The 19,538-nt window shown below is 61.5% G+C and carries 18 protein-coding genes and 1 pseudogene; 13 read left to right on the top strand and 6 right to left on the bottom strand.

The annotated features are described in order from the left end of the window. The first annotated feature begins 10 nt into the window (after positions 1 to 10). The 10 genes from JCM21793_RS01555 (at position 11) to JCM21793_RS01515 (ending at position 10,357) form a co-directional block, all read left to right on the top strand. A complete protein-coding gene (locus JCM21793_RS01555; protein ID WP_025029255.1) occupies positions 11 to 1,579 on the top strand; it encodes an ABC transporter substrate-binding protein in 1,569 nt (522 codons plus the stop codon). Between the two features lie 86 nt (positions 1,580 to 1,665). Beyond that, positions 1,666 to 3,246: an ABC transporter ATP-binding protein gene (locus JCM21793_RS01550; protein ID WP_025029254.1), complete on the top strand. Its 1,581-nt coding sequence runs from the start codon at positions 1,666 to 1,668 to the stop codon at positions 3,244 to 3,246. Between the two features lie 350 nt (positions 3,247 to 3,596). After that, positions 3,597 to 4,355: a gamma-glutamyl-gamma-aminobutyrate hydrolase family protein gene (locus JCM21793_RS01545; RefSeq protein ID WP_025029253.1), complete on the top strand. Its 759-nt coding sequence runs from the start codon at positions 3,597 to 3,599 to the stop codon at positions 4,353 to 4,355. 111 nt (positions 4,356 to 4,466) lie between these two features. After that, complete coding sequence (locus JCM21793_RS01540; protein WP_007009463.1) at positions 4,467 to 4,943, top strand: DUF3830 family protein; 477 nt, start codon at positions 4,467 to 4,469, stop codon at positions 4,941 to 4,943. Between the two features lie 78 nt (positions 4,944 to 5,021). Then, positions 5,022 to 6,056 carry an ABC transporter substrate-binding protein gene (locus tag JCM21793_RS01535; protein ID WP_025029252.1) on the top strand — a complete coding sequence of 345 codons (1,035 nt, stop codon included), beginning with the start codon at positions 5,022 to 5,024 and terminating at the stop codon, positions 6,054 to 6,056. A 120-nt stretch (positions 6,057 to 6,176) separates the two neighbouring features. Then, positions 6,177 to 6,998, top strand: coding sequence for an ABC transporter permease (locus JCM21793_RS01530; RefSeq protein WP_007009465.1), 822 nt, complete (start codon positions 6,177 to 6,179; stop codon positions 6,996 to 6,998). Next, the gene (locus JCM21793_RS01525; protein WP_025029251.1) at positions 6,991 to 7,794 is read left to right on the top strand and encodes an ABC transporter permease; all 804 of its coding nucleotides are present in this window, start codon (positions 6,991 to 6,993) and stop codon (positions 7,792 to 7,794) included. The genes JCM21793_RS01530 and JCM21793_RS01525 overlap by 8 nt, the downstream gene beginning before the upstream one ends. Positions 7,795 to 7,797: 3 nt before the next feature. After that, positions 7,798 to 8,034 carry an ATP-binding cassette domain-containing protein gene (locus JCM21793_RS30825; protein WP_280113466.1) on the top strand — a complete coding sequence of 79 codons (237 nt, stop codon included), beginning with the start codon at positions 7,798 to 7,800 and terminating at the stop codon, positions 8,032 to 8,034. Between the two features lie 46 nt (positions 8,035 to 8,080). Next, positions 8,081 to 8,848 (top strand): ABC transporter ATP-binding protein, encoded by a 768-nt coding sequence (locus JCM21793_RS29925; RefSeq protein ID WP_280113465.1) that lies wholly within the window; start codon positions 8,081 to 8,083, stop codon positions 8,846 to 8,848. Positions 8,849 to 8,926: 78 nt separating this feature from the next. Then, on the top strand, positions 8,927 to 10,357 hold the full coding sequence (locus tag JCM21793_RS01515) for an aminobutyraldehyde dehydrogenase (protein ID WP_025029250.1): 1,431 nt from the start codon (positions 8,927 to 8,929) through the stop codon (positions 10,355 to 10,357). Between the two features lie 68 nt (positions 10,358 to 10,425). Here the strand turns inward: JCM21793_RS01515 and JCM21793_RS01510 are convergent, their stop codons facing one another. The 5 genes and pseudogenes from JCM21793_RS01510 to JCM21793_RS01490 form a co-directional block, all read right to left on the bottom strand. Then, positions 10,426 to 11,346 (bottom strand): LysR family transcriptional regulator, encoded by a 921-nt coding sequence (locus JCM21793_RS01510; protein ID WP_007007803.1) that lies wholly within the window; start codon positions 11,344 to 11,346, stop codon positions 10,426 to 10,428. Between the two features lie 176 nt (positions 11,347 to 11,522). Next, positions 11,523 to 12,487, bottom strand: a pseudogene (locus JCM21793_RS23480) (AbrB family transcriptional regulator). A gap of 97 nt (positions 12,488 to 12,584) precedes the next feature. Further along, positions 12,585 to 14,099 carry a tripartite tricarboxylate transporter permease gene (locus tag JCM21793_RS01500; RefSeq protein WP_025029249.1) on the bottom strand — a complete coding sequence of 505 codons (1,515 nt, stop codon included), beginning with the start codon at positions 14,097 to 14,099 and terminating at the stop codon, positions 12,585 to 12,587. Position 14,100: 1 nt separating this feature from the next. Then, positions 14,101 to 14,535: a tripartite tricarboxylate transporter TctB family protein gene (locus tag JCM21793_RS01495; RefSeq protein ID WP_025029248.1), complete on the bottom strand. Its 435-nt coding sequence runs from the start codon at positions 14,533 to 14,535 to the stop codon at positions 14,101 to 14,103. Positions 14,536 to 14,596: 61 nt separating this feature from the next. Further along, positions 14,597 to 15,586 (bottom strand): Bug family tripartite tricarboxylate transporter substrate binding protein, encoded by a 990-nt coding sequence (locus tag JCM21793_RS01490; protein ID WP_081784614.1) that lies wholly within the window; start codon positions 15,584 to 15,586, stop codon positions 14,597 to 14,599. Between the two features lie 191 nt (positions 15,587 to 15,777). Here JCM21793_RS01490 and JCM21793_RS01485 point away from each other — a divergent pair, with 191 nt between their 5' ends. From JCM21793_RS01485 to JCM21793_RS01475, 3 genes are read left to right on the top strand one after another with little or no spacing between them, the layout of a single operon-like run. After that, positions 15,778 to 16,464 carry a GntR family transcriptional regulator gene (locus JCM21793_RS01485; RefSeq protein ID WP_100213146.1) on the top strand — a complete coding sequence of 229 codons (687 nt, stop codon included), beginning with the start codon at positions 15,778 to 15,780 and terminating at the stop codon, positions 16,462 to 16,464. Further along, a complete protein-coding gene (locus tag JCM21793_RS01480) occupies positions 16,461 to 17,597 on the top strand; it encodes a PrpF domain-containing protein (protein ID WP_025029246.1) in 1,137 nt (378 codons plus the stop codon). Before JCM21793_RS01485 ends, JCM21793_RS01480 begins: the two co-directional genes overlap by 4 nt. A gap of 49 nt (positions 17,598 to 17,646) precedes the next feature. Further along, entirely contained in the window at positions 17,647 to 18,519 is an 873-nt protein-coding gene (locus JCM21793_RS01475; RefSeq protein WP_025029245.1) for an isocitrate lyase/PEP mutase family protein, read from the top strand. A gap of 196 nt (positions 18,520 to 18,715) precedes the next feature. Here the strand turns inward: JCM21793_RS01475 and JCM21793_RS01470 are convergent, their stop codons facing one another. Continuing rightward, on the bottom strand, positions 18,716 to 19,444 hold the full coding sequence (locus tag JCM21793_RS01470) for a GntR family transcriptional regulator (RefSeq protein ID WP_025029244.1): 729 nt from the start codon (positions 19,442 to 19,444) through the stop codon (positions 18,716 to 18,718). Between the last annotated feature and the right edge of the window lie 94 nt (positions 19,445 to 19,538).

Raw genomic sequence — 19,538 nt, 5'->3', positions numbered from 1 at the left:
GAGAACCGACATGAACAGACGTGAATTCGGAAAACTGATCGCCGGCACAAGCCTTATGGCGGGCATGATGCCAGGCCTTGCTCTGGCATCGGACACCACCGAGCTGAACGTTGCCGTCGAAGCGCTCTGGCACAACATCGCGCCGATCAACGGAATATCGAACGCTTCGATCCGCATCTTCCCGAACATCTATGACCGGCTTGTCGAGATCGACTATCTCAACGACCCGTCGGGCCAGACGCTGATACCGCGCCTTGCAACCGGCTGGGAGCGTGACGGGAAGGTCTGGACGATCACCTTGCGCGAGGGCGTGAAATTCCACAACGGCGAGACGATGACCGCCGAAGACGTTGCCTTCACCCTTTCTGCCGAACGCCTTTGGGGCGACGAGCCCTATGAGCCGCGTGGCCGCACCTATACCGCAGGCTTCGTGCGGGTCGAGGCCACGGGGCCGCTGACCGTCGAGATCGAAACGGCGGATGAGGACATCAACATTCCCGGAAAGCTCTCGGGCTTCATCGGCTATGTGGTTCCCAAGGCTTACTATCTTGAAACCGGCGTGGAAGGTTTCGGCCAGGCCCCCGTCGGGACCGGCCCTTACAGGGTGGTGAACTATCGCGGCAACGAGGCGGCCAGACTGGAAGCGTTTGCCGATCACTGGGACGGCGCGCCGCCGGTTGAGCGGCTGAACTTCCTGCTGGTTCCGGAATATGCGGGGCGTCTGGCGGGGCTTGCGACCGGCGAGTTCGACATCATCGCATCCATACCGATCGATCAGGAAAACCAGATCGAGACGATGGAAGGCGCGATGCTGATCCGCAAGCAGGTCAACAACTACACCGCCGTGCTTTTCAACACGCGCAACGACCCCGAAGGCAATCCGCTGCAAGATCAGAACCTGCGTTATGCGATGATCCAGGCGATCGACATGGACGCCATCGTGCAGGCGCTCTTCAGTGGCAATACCTTCTTCCCCGCTGTGCCGTTCAATTTCCCGGAATACGGCAATTTCTACGATGCGGCGGCAAAGCCCCGCCTGCCATACGATCTGGAGGCGGCGCGCGCGCTGGTCGCAAAGTCGGGATACAAGGGCGAAACGCTTATCTGGCACATCACGCGCGGTTTCTGGACGAACTACGATGCCGCAGCCGAGATCATGGTGGAGATGTGGCGGGAAGCCGGGATCAATGTCGAGGCGCAGTTTCTCGACAATTTCCAGCTTGCCTATGAGCGGCCGTTTCACATGCTCGCCGTTTCCGGCGGAACCAGCTTCATTCCCGGCGATCCCTATCAGCCGCTCTGGCTCGACTGGAGCCCGACCGGCGTTATCTCGTCGGCTTCGTGGAAGACGTGGGATCCAACGGAACGGTTCGTCGAGATCGGCACGGCCTATGCCAAGTCCACCGACCCGGATAAGCGAAAGGCGCTGTTCCTTGAACTTTCCGAAGAGTGGCAGCGCGTGACTCCGGGGCAGTATATGTGGAAGTCGCTCGCCAACTGGGCGGTTCGTGACGGCATTTCCTTCGTGCCGGTGCCGGAGTTCGAAATGCGGCTGCACGCCGGTTACCTGAAGCTCTGACGCTCAAATACACCCGGCTCATCCGATCGGCGGAGAGTCCGGGCGATCCCGCGTTCACGCATTCGACAGGCATCTGAGGAAACATCATGGCCCGATCCGCACCGCTGCTTTCCGTCGAGAATCTATCGATTGCACTGCCGGGCGTCGCCGACCGCACGCATGCTGTTGCCGGTGTTTCGTTCTCCGTGGCACCAGGTGAAATCCTGTGTATCGTTGGCGAGTCCGGCTCCGGCAAATCGGTCATGTCGCTGGCCATTATGGGCCTGCTTTCGCGCGGCCTTTCGGTGGAGGGTGGGAAGATCCTGTTTGAAGGGCAGGATTTGCTCACCATGCCGTCAAAGGCCCGCCGCGATCTGGCCGGGCGGCGCATCGCCATGGTGTTTCAGGAGCCGATCGCCTCGCTCAACCCGTTTTATCGGGTCGGCGAGCAGGTGGCGGAAGTGTTTCGGCTGCACACCGACATGTCGAACGCGCAAATCCGCGAGCGTGTGCTCGAACTTTTCTCCGAGGTTCTTCTGCCGGAACCCGAACTGATTTATCAGCGGTATCCGCATCAGCTTTCCGGCGGGCAGTGCCAGCGCGTGATGATCGCCATGGCGCTGGCGCTGGAACCCGCCGTTCTGATAGCCGATGAACCCACCACCGCGCTCGATGTGACGACGCAGGCGCAGATACTGGACCTGATCCGGGATTTGCGCGACCGGCACGGCACGGCGGTCGTGTTCATCACCCACGATTTCGGTGTCGTCGAGGAAATTGCCGACCGGGTTGCCGTCATGCAGTCGGGGCATCTTGTCGAAGAGGGCACGAAAGAGCGCATCATGAATGCGCCGGCGCATCCATACACCCGCGCCCTGCTTGCTGCGGTTCCAAGGCTGGCACCCCGCGATGTTCAGGCGAACGAAAAACCGCCCTTTCTCGTTGCGGAAAATCTGCAAAAGAGATGGCCTGAGCGCGAGATTCCGGCGCTCGAAGATGTGTCGCTGTCCATCCGACCCGGTGAGACCATCGGCCTCGTGGGCGAGTCCGGTTCCGGTAAATCGACGCTCGCGCGCGCGATCATACGCCTTGGAACCGTCGATGGCGGCAGCATCAAGCTGAACGGCGAAGATCTGGTCGGCAAGGAAGGTGCCCCCTTGCGTGCGCTTCGCCGGCATATCCAGATGGTGTTTCAGGATCCCTATTCCGCACTCGACCCACGCCAGAAAATCGGCTCTGCATTGACGGAGGGTCCGATGGCCAATGGCCTCTCCCGCCGGGAAGCCGAAGAGCGTGTGCGCGAGTTGATCTCTGCCGTCGGGTTGCAGCCCTCGGCGCTGGATCGGTTTCCCCATGAGTTCTCCGGCGGCCAGCGTCAGCGCATCTGCATAGCACGGGCGCTTGCCCTTCGCCCCGATCTGCTTATTGCCGACGAGGCGCTTTCAGCACTTGACGTGACGATGCAGGCGCAGGTGCTTGAGCTTCTGGGTGACATGCAGGCGCGTCTGGGTTTTGCGATGCTCTTCATCACCCACGATTTGCGCATTGCCAGTTCGCTCTGCGACCGCATTTGCGTGATGCAGCGCGGCCGCATCATCGAGGAGGCGGAGCCGCGTGAGCTGTTCACCCATTCCCGGCACCCCTACACGCAGGCGCTCTTGCAGGCGATTCCGGGTGGCAGCGTGTAGGTGGCGAGAGGCCGGTCGACGGCAACGCCCCGAGGCTTGAGCTTTTCAACCATCTTCCTGACCGGCTCGAATTCGGCGCGCCGTTCCTAGGCTCTTTCATCATCTCGGACAACCTGACCGTTCGCGTGCGGTGCAGCGGCCACAGGTGAACCGCAGAACTGGGTCACCCCGCCTGAAGACTGTGCTGTTGGGCCAGTCTCTTTCCCGGCGTGCCGCATTTTCGTGGCATTGTGCCAGACACTACAGCGTCCTTCATGCGTCCCTCTGGGCGCGTGAAGGACACTGCATCTCTTTGCCGGTCCGCATAATGCTCTATATGCCTCAGGCCTGAACTCAAAAGGAACACGAAAATGCCCGCACTGCCCGTCGTTGGCGTCATTGCCTGCAGGCGCTCCGTGGAAGGAGAGGACGCCCAGATCGTCAAGGAACGCTACCTGGATGCAGTCCGCCAGAACGCCGATGCGCTGCCTCTCATCGTGCCGAACAATCTTGACGCAGACGATGTAATCAACCTCCTGCCGCGGATGGATGCGCTGCTTCTGACGGGTAGCAATTCCAACATAGCCCCCTCGCGCTACGGCTCAACGCAAGCACAGCGCGGAATGCTCGACGTGACGCGCGACAACGCTACCGCCCGGCTCATTGACGCGGCGGTCGAACGCGGGACGCCGCTCTTCGGAATCTGCCGCGGCCTTCAGGAGATCAATGTCGCATTCGGCGGATCGCTCGCCGATGAACGCGACATCGGCACACAGGAATTCTCCCATCATGCTCCAGACGACGCTTCTCTCGATGCCATGTTTGCCTACGCGCACGGGGCGACAGTCGTGCCGGGTGCCGCTTTCGAAAAGTTGCTGGGCGTGTCAGGCCCGATCGCGGTCAACAGCGTCCATTATCAGCGGATCGACCGGCTGGGTCACGGGCTTGCCGCCACGGTTCACGCCGATGACGGGGTGATCGAAGCGGTCGCGGCCTCGGGAACAAGAGCTCCGGTTTTTGCCGTGCAGTGGCATCCGGAATGGCCGGTGAATCAGCATCAGCACGACATCGCCTTCTGGCGCTATGTTGGTGAGCAGGCACGCCTTGGGGCGAGATCAAACGGAGCGTGACGAAACGAAGTCAGGGCAATAGAATTTTTTTATAGACCGAATTCCGCATTGCGATTGGACACAACCCACTACTTGCCTTGAAATATAGGCTTCTCTAATGGGTTTAGGTTCATGACTGACAAGAATATCTATCTGAAGTTCGTCGAAGCGGACGTGAAAGGCATCATTTCTCTTTATTGGGATACCGCACCGAAAACCTGTGAGGCGATCTGGGGCGCCCTGGAGAAGCCGATTCAGGTTCCCGCCAGCCATGCCATCTTCTCTGGCCCTGAGATCATGATGGGTCTGCCGGAAGAGGCCCGCAACTTCGATCCCACAAGCCTGCCGCCGGAAAACCAGACGGTTCTCCCGCAGCCCGGTGATATGCTCTGGTTCTACCAGCCGAAGAACTTCTTCAAGATTGACCCCGACGAGTTCTGGGAGATCGGTATGTTCTACGGCGAGGGCGGCCGCACATTCGGCCCCACGGGCTGGATTTCCTGCACCTACTTCGGAAACATGTCCGAAGGGCTCGATGCGATTGCCGAGCAGTGCCGCCTGATCCGCAGGGAAGGCATTAAGACGGTCGAGATCGGCCGCAACGTTTGACGATCCGGCGGCCCGCCCATCTCGATGCGGGCCGTCCAGCCTCCAGATATCAAATATAAAGAAAGCAAGGGAACAGCCATGAAGACGATTTCGAAATTCACCGTTGCCGGCGTTAGCGCACTGATGGCCGGCACCGCACTTGCACAGGCCGAAACGATCACGATCAACTCTTTCGGCGGGGCTTATGAAGAAGCGCACCGCGAGTGCATTCTGACGCCGTTCGAGGAGAAGACCGGCGCTGAAGTGCGAGTTGTCACGGCGTACTCCGCTGATGCGTTCGCCCAGTTGCGGGCTCAGAAGGATGCGCCGCAGTTCGATGTCATCCATTTTTCCGGTGGTCAGGAAATCGTGGCTGCGCAGGAAGGTCTCCTCTCGCCGATCGACGAAGCCAAACTGTCCAATGCCGGCGATGTTTATGATTTTGCCCGGGCCAATCTTGCCAAGGGCGAAGGCCCCGCCTATTCGATTGCGGCGATCGGTCTCCTCTACAACAATGAAGCGGCCGACCCGAAGCCCACCGCCTGGAAGGATCTCGCCAACGAGGCCTATGCTGATCACATCGTCCTGACCGACATTTCCAACGGCTATGGAATGCTCGGCTTCCTGATGATCAATCAGGTCAACGGTGGCGATCTCGACAACATCCAGCCGGGCCTTGATGCGGTAAGCAAACTTCTCGACAACGGCGCGATCGTTGTTTCCACCTCGCCGGAGATCCAGCAGGAATTCGCGCAGAACGATGCATGGATTGCCGCCTACGCGTCCGACTACGCCTACACGCTGCGAAAGGCCGGTCTGCCGACGGCTTTCACCCAGGGTGCTGAAGGAACACCGGCCAGCCTCATCACGGCCAATCTCGTGGCCGGCAGGCCGAACCAGGATCTCGCTCTCCAGCTGATCGACATGTCGATCTCGCCTGAGGCGCAGTCCTGCTTCGCAGAGAAGCTTCGTTATTCGCCCACCAATGCGAAGACCGAGCTCGCCGACGAAGTTGCCGCCGACGTTGCCTATGGCGAGGAAGGGGTGAAAGGCCTCATCCGCTTCGACCCGGTCAAGATCGAGGCCAACCGCTCGGCCTGGGTCGATGCGTGGAACCGCACCATCGCCCGATAGGTCCAGACCTGATTGCGGCATCGCGAGTGATTTGCGATGCCGCGCCCTGCGCGTGCGCCTGCGCGCAGTCGCCCGTTCCGGGGCAATGCAAGCTTAAAAAGAGACGACACAAGGATCGCCATGACAGACCGCGCGGAAAACTCGCTTCTGATCCTGCCGGGCCTCCTGCTTCTGGTGCTCGCCTTCTTCGTGCCGATTGCACAGATGCTGATGCTGTCTGTCTCGGGCGAGAACGGGCTGACGCTGGCCCATTTCACGCGCTTCCTGAGCGATCCCTATTATCTCAATGTGCTGTGGCGCACCGTGCGTCTGTCGGCGATCATCACGCTCATCTGCGCGCTGATCGGTTTCCCGATGGCCTATATCATGGCCCATGTCAGCCCGCGTCTGAGGCTCTGGCTGGTCATCATGGTGATCCTGCCGCTGATGACCTCCGTGGTCGTGCGTACCTTCGGCTGGATGGTGCTTCTGAGCCGCAGCGGCCTCGTGCCCGAGGTCCTGCGTGATCTCGGCCTCGTCGGGCGCAATTTCAGCCTGATGCAGACCGAGACCGCCATCGTCATCGGCATGGTCCAGGTGCTTCTGCCCTTCATGACCCTGTCGATCCTTGGCGTCATCACCCGCATCGACAGCCGACTCGAAGAGGCGGCGCGCACCATGGGCTGTACCTTTCTGCAGACGCTGCGCACGGTCGTGCTGCCGCTGTCCGTGCCGGGCATCGTCGCCGGCTCGCTGCTGGTCTTCACGCTTTCGGCAAGCTCGTTCGTCACGCCGAACCTTCTGGGCGGCGCCCGCATTCAGGTTCTGGCCGCGTCCATCTACCGTTCGGTCACGCAGACGCTCGACTGGCCCTTCGCCGCAGCCCAGGCTGTCATCCTGTTCCTGGGCATCATCGTTCTCCTGATGCCCTACGCCAGACTTTCGGGGCGCTCCAATGGTTAGAGCCGTTTCCACTCCGCTGCGCATCGGCGCTGTCGCCTTCGTCGTCCTGACGGGCATCTTCCTCCTCGCGCCGCTGGTCGTGATCGTCGGCGTGTCCGTTTCGGAAAGCCAGTTCATCTCGTTCCCGCCAACGGGCTTCTCGCTGCGCTGGTACGAGGCGGTTCTGTCGTCCGACGCCTATCTCAATGCGGCCTGGATCAGCATCCAGGTGGCGCTTCTGGTCACCGTCACCTCCTGTTTCGTCGGCGGTGCGGCGGCCATAGCGCTCCACCGGCGCAAGCTGCCCTTCTCGGGCCTGCTTTCGACGCTGTTCCTGTCGCCGCTGGTTCTGCCCACCATCATCTACGCCATCGGAATGCTGATGCTATGGAGCGCAATCTTCGGGCCGGTCTCCGTGGTCACCCTGTGGGTCAGCCACACGATCATCACCACACCTTATGTGATCCGCACCACGCTGGCGGTCCTTTCGGAATCTGACCCCTTCCTTGAGGAAGCGGCGCAGACCATGGGCGCGAGCCGCTTTCAGCGGCTGCGGCTGGTGGTTCTTCCGCAGTGCCTTCCCGGCCTTGCGGCGGGCACCTTCTTCGCCTTCAACATCTCCTTCGATGAGGCCGTTCTGGCGCTATTCCTGCGCAAGCCCGGCATGACCACGCTGCCCGTGCAGATCTACGGCCAGCTCGAATTCAGCCCCGACCCGTCGGTGGCTGCCGTTTCCTCCATCATGATCGGCCTGACCGTCCTTCTGATCTTCGTGATCGACCGGATGCTTGGCCTGCACCGTTTCGCGAGCACCTGATCCATGGCTGAAGTCCGTCTCAACGCCATCAAGAAAGCCTTCGGTCCCGTCGAGGTTCTTCACGGCATCTCCATCGATATCGCATCCGGCGAGTTCGTCAGCCTTCTGGGCTCTTCCGGCTGCGGCAAGACCACGCTTCTGCGCATCGTTGCGGGTCTCGAAAGCGTCACCTCCGGCTCCGTCGAGATCGGCGGGCGCAACGTCACCGACCTGCCGCCCGAGAAGCGCGACATCGCATGATGTTCCAGTCCTATGCGCTTCTGCCGCATCTGAGCGTTGCGAGAATGTGCGCTTCCCGCTGCGCATGCGCCGCATCGGCACGCTCGACGAGCAGCGCGACAAGGTGCGCGATGCGCTCGAGACCGTGCAACTCGGCCATCTGGCCGACCGCCAGCCCAACCAGCTTTCCGGCGGCCAGCAGCAGCGCGTGGCGCTTGCCCGCGCCATCGTTTCGCGTCCGCAGATACTGCTTCTCGACGAGCCGCTGTCCAATCTCGACGCGCGGCTTCGCGAAGACATGCAGGTCGAGCTCATCGAGATCCACAAGCGTCTTGGCCTCACCACCCTGTTCGTCACGCACGATCAGGAAGAAGCGCTCAGCCTTTCGGACCGCATCATTCTTTTGAACAAGGGCAAGATCGAGCAGGAGGGGGCTCCCCGCGAGATCTACGCCCAACCTGCCACCGGTTACGCTTCGAGCTTCCTCGGTGCGGCCAACCTCGTGTCGGCCAACATCACCGAAGAAGCTGGCGGGCCGGTGGCAACACTTGCCGACGGGCAGACCCTGCCGGTCGGCAAGGACGAGACGCGTCGTGGCCCGGCGGTCGTCGCACTGCGTCAGGAAGATGTGGCCATCAAGCCGAAGGGCGAGGGCGTCATCGAGGGCAAGGTGCGCACCCGCGTCTATCTTGGCGCGCGCAATCGCTACGTGATCCAGATCGGCAAGGAAGAAATCCGCGTTCTGGCCCCGCACGATCTCGATTTCGAGCGTGGCGAGACGGTTGGCCTCGCCATCGATCCGGCGCGCCTGCGCGTTCTGTCCGAAGGGGAATAGCGGCTTCGGCCGCGTTCTGCCGGACGCATTCCCATACAGTTTTGAAAACCGATCGCCCTTGAGCGAATGGAGACACGCATGAGCAGCCTTGAAACACGTCTTTTCATTGATGGTGAGTTCGTCGCCGGTGAGGGCGCGGCGGAACCCGCATTCGATCCCGCACGCGGGACCGAGCTCGCCCGTGTCGCCTCGGCCAGCGAAGGCCAGATCGACACCGCCGTGCAGTCCGCCTATCGCGCGTTCCAGCGCTGGCGCCGCACGACGCCGAAGGAACGCAGCCGAATGCTGTGGGCTGTCGCCGACAAGATCGAGGAAAACGCAGCCCGTCTCGCCGAGGTTGAATCGCTGAATGCCGGCAAGCCGCGACGCTTCGTCGAAGCCGGTGAGCTTGCCAATGTGGCCGACGTCTTCCGCTTCTACGCGACCGCCGTGCGCAACATGCCGGGCGTCGCCGCAGACGGCTACCGCGCCCACACCATGACGAGTATGCTGCGTCGTGATCCGCTTGGCGTCATCGCGTCCATCGCGCCGTGGAACTATCCGCTGCTCATGGCCGCGTGGAAGCTTGCCCCGGCCATCGGCGCGGGCAACACCGTGGTCATCAAGCCATCGGAAAACACGCCGCTCAGCCTTCTGCGTCTGGCCGCCATCCTCAACGAGGTCCTGCCTGCCGGCGTCGTCAATGTCATCTGCGGCAACGGCCCGGATGTCGGCCAGCCGCTCATCACCCATCCGCTCGTGCGCATGATCTCGCTGACCGGCGACGTGCGCACCGGCCGCGCCATCCTCAAGGCGGCTGCCGGAGAGCAGATCAAGCGCACCCATCTCGAGCTCGGCGGCAAGGCCCCGGTCATCGTGATGAAGGACGCCGATCTCGACAGCGTTGTCGATACGATGCGCGAGGCCAGCTTCTACAATGCCGGTCAGGATTGCACCGCAGCCTGCCGCGTCTTCGCCGACAAGGCGATTGCCGATGAACTGACGGACAAGCTCTCCGCCATGATCGGCAGCCTCGTTTACGGCGCGCCGGAGCGTGAGGATGTGGAATTCGGTCCGCTGATCAGCGCCGCCCAGCAGGAGCGCGTTGCCGGCTTCATCGAGCGCGCCCGCGCATCGGGTGCAGACATCGTCGCTGGCGGCAACAAGCCGGATGGTGCTGGCTTCTTCCACGAGCCGACGCTGGTGCGTGCGCCCATCGGCGCCGAGATCGTCCAGAAAGAGGTGTTCGGCCCCGTCGTCACGCTCACCGAGTTCGATGAACCCGACACGGCGCTCAGCTGGGCGAACGCTTCGGAATACGGCCTTGCCTCGTCGGTCTGGTCGCGTGACACCAGCGCTGCGCTGCGTCTTGCCAACGATCTCGAATACGGCGTCACCTGGGTCAACACCCATGGCGTCTTCGCCACCGAGATGCCGCATGGCGGCATGAAGAACTCCGGCTATGGCTCGGATCTCTCTATGCAGTCGCTACTGGAATACACGCAGGCCCGCCACATCATGGTGGCCTGAACCACAACGGCAAGGATATGAAAAAGCCCGGCAGAGATGCCGGGCTTTTTTTGTGTTCCCTGCCGGGATCAGTCGATCCAGGCCATGTCGGGTTCCACGCTGGCGCAGAACCGCGCGGCGCTGATGCGCGCCTGGCTGATGACCTTGCGGATGAAGTCTTGATGGGTCGAGGCCTGATAGCTGGCCACGATGTGCATGGGCGGAAAACGCTTCGACACCTGCACCTGATGCAGGAGCCCCATGCTCAACTCACGCCTTATGGTCACGGCGGGGATCGCGCCCACGCCGAACCCGTCAATGATCAGGTTGATGATCGCGTAGAGGGAGTTGCAGCTTGTCAGCTTCGAGGCCAGCGCCTGCTCGTCGTGAAAATAGGGCGCGATCATCTGGTAGGGCGGCGAATTTTTTGGAAAGCTGATGATCGGCAGGCTCGCCAGTTCCGCCACGCTGTAGGTTCTGTCCGGGTCGATCAGCTTGGGTGAGCCAGCCCACACCATCTGCAGCACGCAGGAGGTGAAGCTGCGGAAACCGTCGTCCAGCACCGGGTGCAGCGAGAAGATCACGTCGAACTCGCCCTTGGTCATGCCCTGGATGAGATGTTTCGTGCCGTCGACAGTCAGCTCAATCTTCAGGTTCGGAAAGCTGCGGTGCAGCGAGTCGATCAGATGCGGCATCCAGGTGGATGAAACGGAATCGATCGCCCCGATCCGCAGCGGCTCCAGCGCCGGCACGGCGTCCCCCTGAAGCGTGCCCCGCAACTGGTCGATATCGCCGAGGATCGCCTCAAAGCTCTGCAGCACGCGCTCGCCATCGGCGGTCAGCGCAAAGCTACCATCGCCGCGGTTGATCAACCGGCTTTCCAGTTCGGCTTCAATGGCCGCAAGCCGGCTCGAAATCGCCGGCTGTGTCGTGTTCAGCTCTTCCGCCGTGCGGCCGAAATGCCGGTTGCGGGCGAGTGCCACGAATGTCTTGATATCGAGAATGCGCATGTGGCCATTCTATAAACGGCTTCGGCAGCGACCGCATCCGCAATCATCGCGCCGCTGCCAAACTTGCTGATCCATGGATGTGATTTTAGACGAAACGTTCGCCGGATTGGCGCCGGAATGACGACTTTTTCTTCAGTATTTCCCAGGCCGATCCCGGATATCGGAGTGTTTTTCCGTCACGGGGAGCCGGTTCGCGGTGTCCCCACACGATGCGCTGCATAGGGCAGTATCGCGACGATGAGGCATACCCTCAACACGTGATGCGCGGCGACCATTGCGGGATCGATCATGAGGGCCAGCGCGACGACGCCGAGTTCCGGCGCGCCTCCGGGCAGATAGGCAAGGAACAGCGGAGCACATCGCCACCGGCGAAGGGGGCGACGAGAAAAGCCGCCACGAGAGAGCCGGCGGCCAGAACCACTCCCACCAGTGCCGCCAGCCAGCCATCGCGGACGATCTGGCGCAGGGTGTAGCTGGCAAATCGCGCGCCGACACCGGACCCGATGACGATCTGCGCAAGAATGGAGAGAGGCGCGGGCACGTGGACCGTGACCAGACCGGTCGCGTGAAGAACCGCAGAACTCAAAAGCGGCAGGAGAAGCATGACCGAGGGAAAGCGGATACGCGTGGCAGCGTACCAACTGGCGATGGCGATGAGTGCGAGCTTGCCGTGTTCGGTGAGGTCGAACGCTTCGGGGGTTGAGAAGGCCGTACGGTTTGCAGCGGAGAGGTCGATGCCGGCTATCCACTGGATGAGGAGCGGTGCGGATATGAGCAACACCACCAGACGCGCCGTGTGGCAGAGGACCACACGGTTCGTCTCGGTTTCGTATTGCTCTGCCAGCATCGTAACCACGGAGAGACCGCCAGGCATCGCCGCAAAAAGAGCTGTCTCGCGGTTCATGTCTCCCCAGCGCCGGAAAACCATATAGGCAAAAAGGCCGAAGCAGAGCGACAGAAGCGCCATGGCAAGGAGGCTGACAGCCCATGTTCCGGCCCGGGCGATCACGTCGGGTGTGAACCCGGTGCCGAGCATTGTGCCGATGGCAACCATCGCATAGCTGCGCCATGTCGCCGGCAGCTCAGGACGAAATGGTGAAAGCTGTGTGATCAGCGCGGAGGCCGCAACACTGCCGAGCACCCAAGGCAGTGGGAGATTGAGCAGAAAGAATGTCAGGCCACCTGCGCACCGACACCGATGGTTACAGCGCCGCGGGTGACGGCGGAAGCCAGCATGGTCAATTTTCGACCTGCTGAACCTTGCGCTGGCGCAATGTTTTGAGAAGCGGCGCGCCAACCAGCACAATCACCATGAACACGAAAAGACCAAGCGCCATGGGCCGTTCAAGCAGATAGTTCAGCGGCTGCCCGTTGGAGATCTGGAGGGTGCGCACCAGCTCGCCCTCCATCATGCGGCCGAGGAGCAGACCGATGACGGCGGCGGCGACCGGATAGTCGTTGCGCCGCATGAGCCAGCCAACAGCGGCGAATGCGGCAACGGTCAGCGGGCCCGCGATCGTGCCCGTGATGCCGTACCCGCCCCAGGCGCACATGGCCAGAACGCTGGGTACGAGGTAGGCAAGCGGCACCCGCACCACCATGCCCAGAACCCGAAGCATCATGAGGCCGATTACGGCCAGAAGCACGACCTGTCCCAGATTGCCCAGAATGATTGAGTACACGACATCAGTCTGATTGCGGATGAAGGAGGGGCCGCCGATGATGTTGTGAAAGGAGAAGGCTGCGAGGAGAACAGCCGTTGCAGCGCCACCGGGAATGCCGAGCGCCAGAAGCGCGGTCATGGAGCCGCCCTCGGAACTGCTGTTGGCGGATTCTGCCGCGATAACGCCCTCCGGCGCACCCTTGCCGAAGGTTTCCGGCGTCCGGGATGTTCTCTTGGCTTCGCCGTAAGACACCAGATTGGCGACCGACGAGCCGACGCCGGGGATTGCCCCGATCACCGCTCCGATAAGGCTGCCGCGGATGAGGACGCCCGGATAGCGGAAGGTTTCGCCCACGCCGCGCAATATGCGACCAAACGAAATGTCGCGCTGCGCTTCGTCCTGCACAAGATAGGAGCTGCCCCTTAGTCGCAGAAGCTCCGAGGCGGCGAAGATGCCGATCATGGCCGGGACAACGGGAATGCCGTCGAGCAAATGCGGGTTGCCGACGGTGGTGCGCATGACGCCTGTGGTCGACATGCCGATTTGGCTGAGCATCAGTCCGAAAAAGCCAGCAAGCAGACCCTTCGAAAGGCTGCCGTCGTTGAGTGTTGCAATCAGGGTCAGGCCCCACAGCACCACCACGACCATCTCCATGGGACCGATTTTCAGCACCAGTGTGGCCAGGGGATTGATGAGTAGCAGCAGGAGAATATAGCCGACGAATGCACCGATGACCGAAGCGGCAAGCCCGAGGCCCAGCGCCTCGTTGTGCTTTCCCTGTCTCGCCATGGGGTAGCCATCGAAGGCGGTGGCGATGGAGGAGGAAGAGCCTGGAATGTTCATCAGGATCGCGGTCACCCCGCCGCCATAGGCGCCGCCGGTGAAGATTGCGGTGAGAAACAGCATGGCCTGCAGAAAATCCATGCCGAATGTGACCGGCAGGAAAACAGCCATGGCCATCGATATCTGAAGGCCGGGAATGGAGCCGAAAATCAGGCCGATCAGCAGGCCGGGAATGACCCAAAGCCAGGGCTCGATGCTGGTGAAGAGCAGGCCGAAGGCCTGTGAAAGGGCGAAATGGTCGATCATTTCAGAGCACCAGCGTCAGCATCGGGTATGGGAAGAGTGAGCCGAACCCCTTGACCAGAAGCACGGTGAAGAGCGCCGCATAAAGGGGTGGTTGCCAAAGACCACGCCCGCCGCTCATCACCACGCCGGCCCAGACAAAGACGAAGGTCGCGACATCGAAGCCGATATGGGTAAGCGCGAAACAGAAGGCGGCAAAGCCAGCGAGCAAAAGCAGGTCGCCCCAGACGCCGGTTTTTGCGCTTTCGTCCACCGGCTTGCGGAATGTGCCGGCAATGACGAGCAGCACGAGAATACCAAGCACGGCGGCCACCGGAACAGCCACCACCAGATTGTTGAGGGAAGCGGAGGCGGAGACGGCACTCCAGAGTATGAAGCCTGATGCGGCAAACACGATGCCGAGCAGGGCGGCATGTGTGGCCGGGAATCTCGTGGTCATGTCCATCCCTCGCCTATGCTGGATCGAAAGAAGCGGGAGCTGTGCCCCCGCGTTCTCGTCACTATTCCTCGGTGTCGAAGCGTTTCAGGACTTCGAAATTCGAGTTGATGATCTCGGTCGTGCGCTCCGGCCCGAGCCATTCCGCGCCGATCTTCTGTTTCTTGAGGCTTTTTACAAACGCCTCATCTTCAAGAACGGCCTTGTAGGCATCGACCATCTTCTGGAAAGCCTCGGGATGGTCCTTCTTGAATTCCGCATGCGCTGCAAGCCCGCGCATGGAGCCGGCAAGAACGGGGACGGCTTCGAGGCCGTTCTTTTCCAGGGCCTGGTTGAGCGTTGGGGCATCCCAGTCTTCGCTCGGCTCATCAGCGGCCAGCGCAAGCGGGCGCACATATTCTGCGATGGAGAGCGTGCCATCTGCTGCCAGAACGGTCATGTCGACCTGTCCGCCGGCCACGGCCGTGCGTGCCTTGCCACCGGACTGATAGGTCACGATGTTGACGGCGGATTTGTCGACGCCGAAGGCTTCAAGGGCAAGTTCCAGATTGATGGCGCCGGTAGAACCGGGAACCACGGAGACTTTGAGCTTGCCGGGCTCTGCCTTGGCCGCTTCCATGAATTCTGCGAGCGTCTTGTAGGGCGTCTCGGCATTGACCGCGAAGAGATCGTGATCGTTCCACTGGCCGTTGATGAAGGCGAAGTCGTCAAGCGTGTAATCAGCGTCGAAACGCAGCATCGCATTGGAAATATACGGGTGGATCGAAGTGGCCAGGAAATAGCTGCCGTCTTTTGGCATCTGGGAGAAATAGGTGTGGCCGACATGGCCGCCGCCGCCTTCCTGATTGATCACGGAGATCGGTGTTTCAAGTTCGTCCTGAAGGCGCTGAGCGAGCGCACGGGCGGTGCGGTCCGCCGAGCCACCTGGCCCAAGCGCGACGACGAAGGTGATCTTGCGAGGGGGCCAGCTCTCTTCGGCTTTAGCGGTGGCTGGCTGCAAGGCAGCGGCCAGCGACATACCGAGCGCAGCTGCTGCAATAGCGAATGTTTTCATGGTCAGACTTTCCTCCCCTGACGCGGTTGGTTGTAAGATTGTAGTGCAATCTTTCGATCCAGACAGTTATCGCTCGTCAGCTCTTCGTGTCAAGAGAGGGAATAAATGTTGACATAAACGTTGTTTTCCGTGATTTCTTGGGAAGAAGTTTCAGTTCTGCAATTCCGGTCGCGTGTTCAGTGGAGAAAGAATTGTCAACAATCTTGATGAAATCTCGCGGACTGGCTGCCGAGCGGCTGGCCGATGTTCTGCGCGAAGATATTCTGTCTGGCCGGATCGCTTCCGGTGAACGGCTGGGAGAGGTGGCGCTGGCGGAACGGTTTGAAGTGAGCCGGGGGCCTGTGCGTGCGGCGCTCAATCTTCTCAATGAAGCCGGCATTGTGACCATCGTTCCCAACAGTGGTGCGCGGGTGCGCGAGCTGGGCCGTGCGGATGCGCGTGCGCTTTATGAGGTGCGCGCAGCGCTTGAAGCAGAAGCGGCCATGCTTGCTGCCGCCAGGGCCGGGCCGGAAACCGCCGCCCTGTTTGGCGATCTCCTGGACCAGCATGCCGGGGAGATCGCGGCGCATCCCGAGGGTGCCTATCTGCAGGGGGCGGGGGATCGCGATTTCCATATGGTCATCGCGCGCATGGCCGACAATCCGATCATTCTGCGCTATCTGGCGCGCGAGCTTTATCCGCAGCTTTCGCTTTTGCGCGTCAAGCACCGCAATGTGACGGGGCGTGGCGCAAAGGCGCTGAACGAACACAAACGGATCGCAGCGGCGATTGCCGATGGCGATGCGGAAGTCGCCGGCCTCCTCATGCGCCGTCATATTCGCAACAGCTGGACTGCGCTTGAAGCGCAGCTTTCCGAGACCGCCAAGGAGATGGAATGAGCCAGAGACGCATTCCCGCAGCTTTCATTCGCGGGGGCACCTCCAAGGCCGTGGTGCTGAAACACGCGGACCTGCCTGAAGACGAAGCCGCATGGCCGCAGCTTTTTGCGCGGCTGATGGGCAGTCCCGATCCCGGCAAACGGCAGCTTGACGGCATGGGCGGCGGGATTTCCTCCCTGAGCAAGGTGTGTGTTGTCGGTCCTGCGACCCGCGATGACGCCGATATCGACTATACCTTTGCCCAGATTGGCGTGGACAGTGACAGCGTCGACTTCAGCGGCAATTGCGGCAATATGAGCTCTGCCATGGGGCCCTTTGCCTATGATGAAGGGTTGGTCGAGGGGCCGCGCGATGGCGAAGCCGTCGTGCGCATCCACAACACGAATTCGGGCAAAGTGATTGTTGCCCGCTTCGCCGTATCCGAAGGCCATGCGGTGGTGGCGGGCGATACGGTCATTCCCGGTGTGCATGGCACCGGCGCACCGGTCACGCTGGATTTTCTCGATCCTTCCGACACATTCGGCCGGGGCACGCTGCCGGGTGGCAGCGCACGTCGCGAACTTACGCTCGCCGATGGCCGCGGGGTTCGCGTCACGATGATCGATGCAGCCGTTCCCACGGTCTTCGTGGTGGCAGGGGATGTCGCTGGCGACACGCGCAGCCACCCCGGTGCGATCGATGAGGATGTTGCGCTGATGGATCGCCTTGAAGACATCCGCCGGCAGGCTTCCGTGATGATGGGCTTGAGCTCTGATCTCCAGGCTGCAGAACAGCGCATCGCCACACCGAAAGTCGCCATGGTGGGGCCCGCTGCCGAATACAGGGATATCGCGGGCATCACGCATTCGGCTGAAGCACAGGATCTGCAGATCCGCATGATTTCCGCAGGGCAGGCGCATCGTGCGGTTCCGGTCACCGGTGCGCTGGCACTCGCATGCGCTGCGGTGGTCAACGGCTCGGTCGTGAGCGCCTGCCTCTCGCAGGCAGCAGACCCGCTGAATCTGCGCATCGCTACGCCGAGCGGCATCGTCACGGTGGGCGCGACACGTGATGGTGAAAGCGGCGTGATCAGCGCCGCACGCATCGTTCGCACCCAGCGGCGTCTGATGGACGGGCATGTCTACATACCCTGACCGGAACACAAACCCTCGCCCAACAGGACTGAAGAAAGAGACACGTTTCATGCTCAACCACGAAATCAACCGCGCCTTCAAACAGCGTATTCTGAAGGGCGGTCCCGTACTCATGCCCGGTGCGGCCAATGCGCTTGCGGCGCGGGTCATCGAAGATCAGGGGTTCGAGGCGATTTACCTGTCGGGGGCAGGCCTTACAAACACTTATCTCGGCATGCCGGACATGGGTTTCGTCGGGCTGAACGAGATTGCGCAGCACACCTCCACCATTCGTGACGCGACCGAACTTCCCATCGTGGTGGATGCCGATAACGGTTTTGGCAATGCGCTCAATGTGCGCCACACCATTCGCACTCTGGAGCGCGCAGGCGCGAGCGCCGTGCAGCTCGAAGACCAGAAGACACCCAAACGCTGCGGGCACTTTTCGGGCAAGGAAGTGGTGCCGCTGGACGAGGCCCGTTCGCGCATTCGCGCAGCGGTCGATGCCCGCCAGGATGAGAACACACTCATCGTTGCGCGCACCGATGCCCGCGCCACGGACGGGTACGATGAAGCGCTGGAGCGCGCCGCTGCCTTCATCGAGGACGGCGCCGACATCACTTTCGTTGAAGCGCCGCAGTCAAAAGAAGAGATGCGCGGCATTCCCGCAGCTCTCAAAGGCACGCCGCAGCTCGTGAATCTGGTCGTAGGCGGCAAGACGCCGATCCTCGATCTTGATGAGCTGGGCGACATGGGCTTCTCGCTTGTGCTTTACGCCAATGTCGCCCTGCAGTCAGCCGTTTACGGCATGCAGATGGCGCTGGGCCAGCTCCGGGAAACGGGTCGAATGGACGAGGGCGGGCCCGTGGCAAGCTTTGTTGAACGCCAGAGAATGGTTCGAAAGGATCTGTTCGACGAACTCGAAAAGCGTTACGCGATTTAGAGTGGTTTTCAATCAGCGCGCAACGACCTGACTGGACAGTTGATGCGAAGGGCGGACATGCAGTCCGCCCGATTTAGATCAGCTTCATGAAAAATGGGCGCGGCGTTCCGGCCGGAATTGCGTAAAACCGGCGAGATAGAGCGCTTTTACAATTCAATGAAAAGTGGAAGCGCTCTAAATCCGCCGACCAGACTGCTCACGCCTCCTTGTGCCGGAGAGCCTCCTCCGCCAGCTCATGCCGCGCGAATGTGTGCACAACCGCGTCCGTGGTTCGTCCTATATGCGTTTCCATGACGGTGACAGCCTTTTCCGCATCGCGGTCAAGTGCGGCCTCGAAGAGGGCGCGGTGTTCAAGGCTGATGTCACGGGTCGCGACGGTCTTGACGCGGGAGAGGCGCCGATATCGCTCATGCTGATCGAACATGAGCTGGCGCATGCGAAGGAGCCATGCGGAATCGCAAGCCGCGACCAACGCCTTGTGAAACTGGTGGTTGAGGGTCTCCCACTCGGCCAGATCGTCAATGCCCTGATCGATGGTTCGCTCCAGCCGCTCCAGTCGATGGAACGCGGCGGCAAGCGCGTTCTCCCATTCTTCATCGCCATTGCCGATTGAAATGCGCAGGGCTTCCACCTCAAGCAGCTTGCGCATGTTGCCGATGTCGCGCGCATCAGCGACGGACATGGGGACGACCTCGCAGCCGCGCTGCCCCTCCAGCTTGACCAGATGGTCGCTGGAGAGCCGGGCAAGCGCCTCGCGGATCGGCGCGGCACCCAGACCATAGCGCGTGCGCAGCATTTCGATCTTGAGTTTCAGGCCGGGCGCAAGCGCGCCTGAGATGATGTCTTCCCGCAGCAGCCTGTAGGCGCGCTCGGCTATCGTTCGTTCCGGTCCATCATACCGCATATTGACGAGGATCTCTGACATTGCACTCGTTTCCCTCAGATAACCGGCCCGCGCCGCCTTCGACAAGCGCTGCGATCCGAGAAATAAAATATCGATATTTTTGTTGACTTGCAAA

Source organism: Nitratireductor aquibiodomus NL21 = JCM 21793 (genome assembly GCF_000615975.1).
Lineage (GTDB): Bacteria > Pseudomonadota > Alphaproteobacteria > Rhizobiales > Rhizobiaceae > Nitratireductor > Nitratireductor aquibiodomus.
Note: the sequence above shows the minus strand (reverse complement) of the source record. Positions and strands in the feature narration are given on the sequence as shown.

What these genes read in the sequence shown, in the direction of transcription:
- JCM21793_RS01555 (WP_025029255.1), top strand. Translation starts at nt 11, where the DNA reads ATGAACAGACGTGAATTCGGAAAACTGATCGCCGGCACAAGCCTTATG.
- JCM21793_RS01550 (WP_025029254.1), top strand. Translation starts at nt 1,666, where the DNA reads ATGGCCCGATCCGCACCGCTGCTTTCCGTCGAGAATCTATCGATTGCA.
- JCM21793_RS01545 (WP_025029253.1), top strand. Translation starts at nt 3,597, where the DNA reads ATGCCCGCACTGCCCGTCGTTGGCGTCATTGCCTGCAGGCGCTCCGTG.
- JCM21793_RS01540 (WP_007009463.1), top strand. Translation starts at nt 4,467, where the DNA reads ATGACTGACAAGAATATCTATCTGAAGTTCGTCGAAGCGGACGTGAAA.
- JCM21793_RS01535 (WP_025029252.1), top strand. Translation starts at nt 5,022, where the DNA reads ATGAAGACGATTTCGAAATTCACCGTTGCCGGCGTTAGCGCACTGATG.
- JCM21793_RS01530 (WP_007009465.1), top strand. Translation starts at nt 6,177, where the DNA reads ATGACAGACCGCGCGGAAAACTCGCTTCTGATCCTGCCGGGCCTCCTG.
- JCM21793_RS01525 (WP_025029251.1), top strand. Translation starts at nt 6,991, where the DNA reads ATGGTTAGAGCCGTTTCCACTCCGCTGCGCATCGGCGCTGTCGCCTTC.
- JCM21793_RS30825 (WP_280113466.1), top strand. Translation starts at nt 7,798, where the DNA reads ATGGCTGAAGTCCGTCTCAACGCCATCAAGAAAGCCTTCGGTCCCGTC.
- JCM21793_RS01515 (WP_025029250.1), top strand. Translation starts at nt 8,927, where the DNA reads ATGAGCAGCCTTGAAACACGTCTTTTCATTGATGGTGAGTTCGTCGCC.
- JCM21793_RS01510 (WP_007007803.1), bottom strand. Translation starts at nt 11,346, where the DNA reads ATGCGCATTCTCGATATCAAGACATTCGTGGCACTCGCCCGCAACCGG.
- JCM21793_RS01500 (WP_025029249.1), bottom strand. Translation starts at nt 14,099, where the DNA reads ATGATCGACCATTTCGCCCTTTCACAGGCCTTCGGCCTGCTCTTCACC.
- JCM21793_RS01495 (WP_025029248.1), bottom strand. Translation starts at nt 14,535, where the DNA reads ATGACCACGAGATTCCCGGCCACACATGCCGCCCTGCTCGGCATCGTG.
- JCM21793_RS01490 (WP_081784614.1), bottom strand. Translation starts at nt 15,586, where the DNA reads ATGAAAACATTCGCTATTGCAGCAGCTGCGCTCGGTATGTCGCTGGCC.
- JCM21793_RS01480 (WP_025029246.1), top strand. Translation starts at nt 16,461, where the DNA reads ATGAGCCAGAGACGCATTCCCGCAGCTTTCATTCGCGGGGGCACCTCC.
- JCM21793_RS01475 (WP_025029245.1), top strand. Translation starts at nt 17,647, where the DNA reads ATGCTCAACCACGAAATCAACCGCGCCTTCAAACAGCGTATTCTGAAG.
- JCM21793_RS01470 (WP_025029244.1), bottom strand. Translation starts at nt 19,444, where the DNA reads ATGTCAGAGATCCTCGTCAATATGCGGTATGATGGACCGGAACGAACG.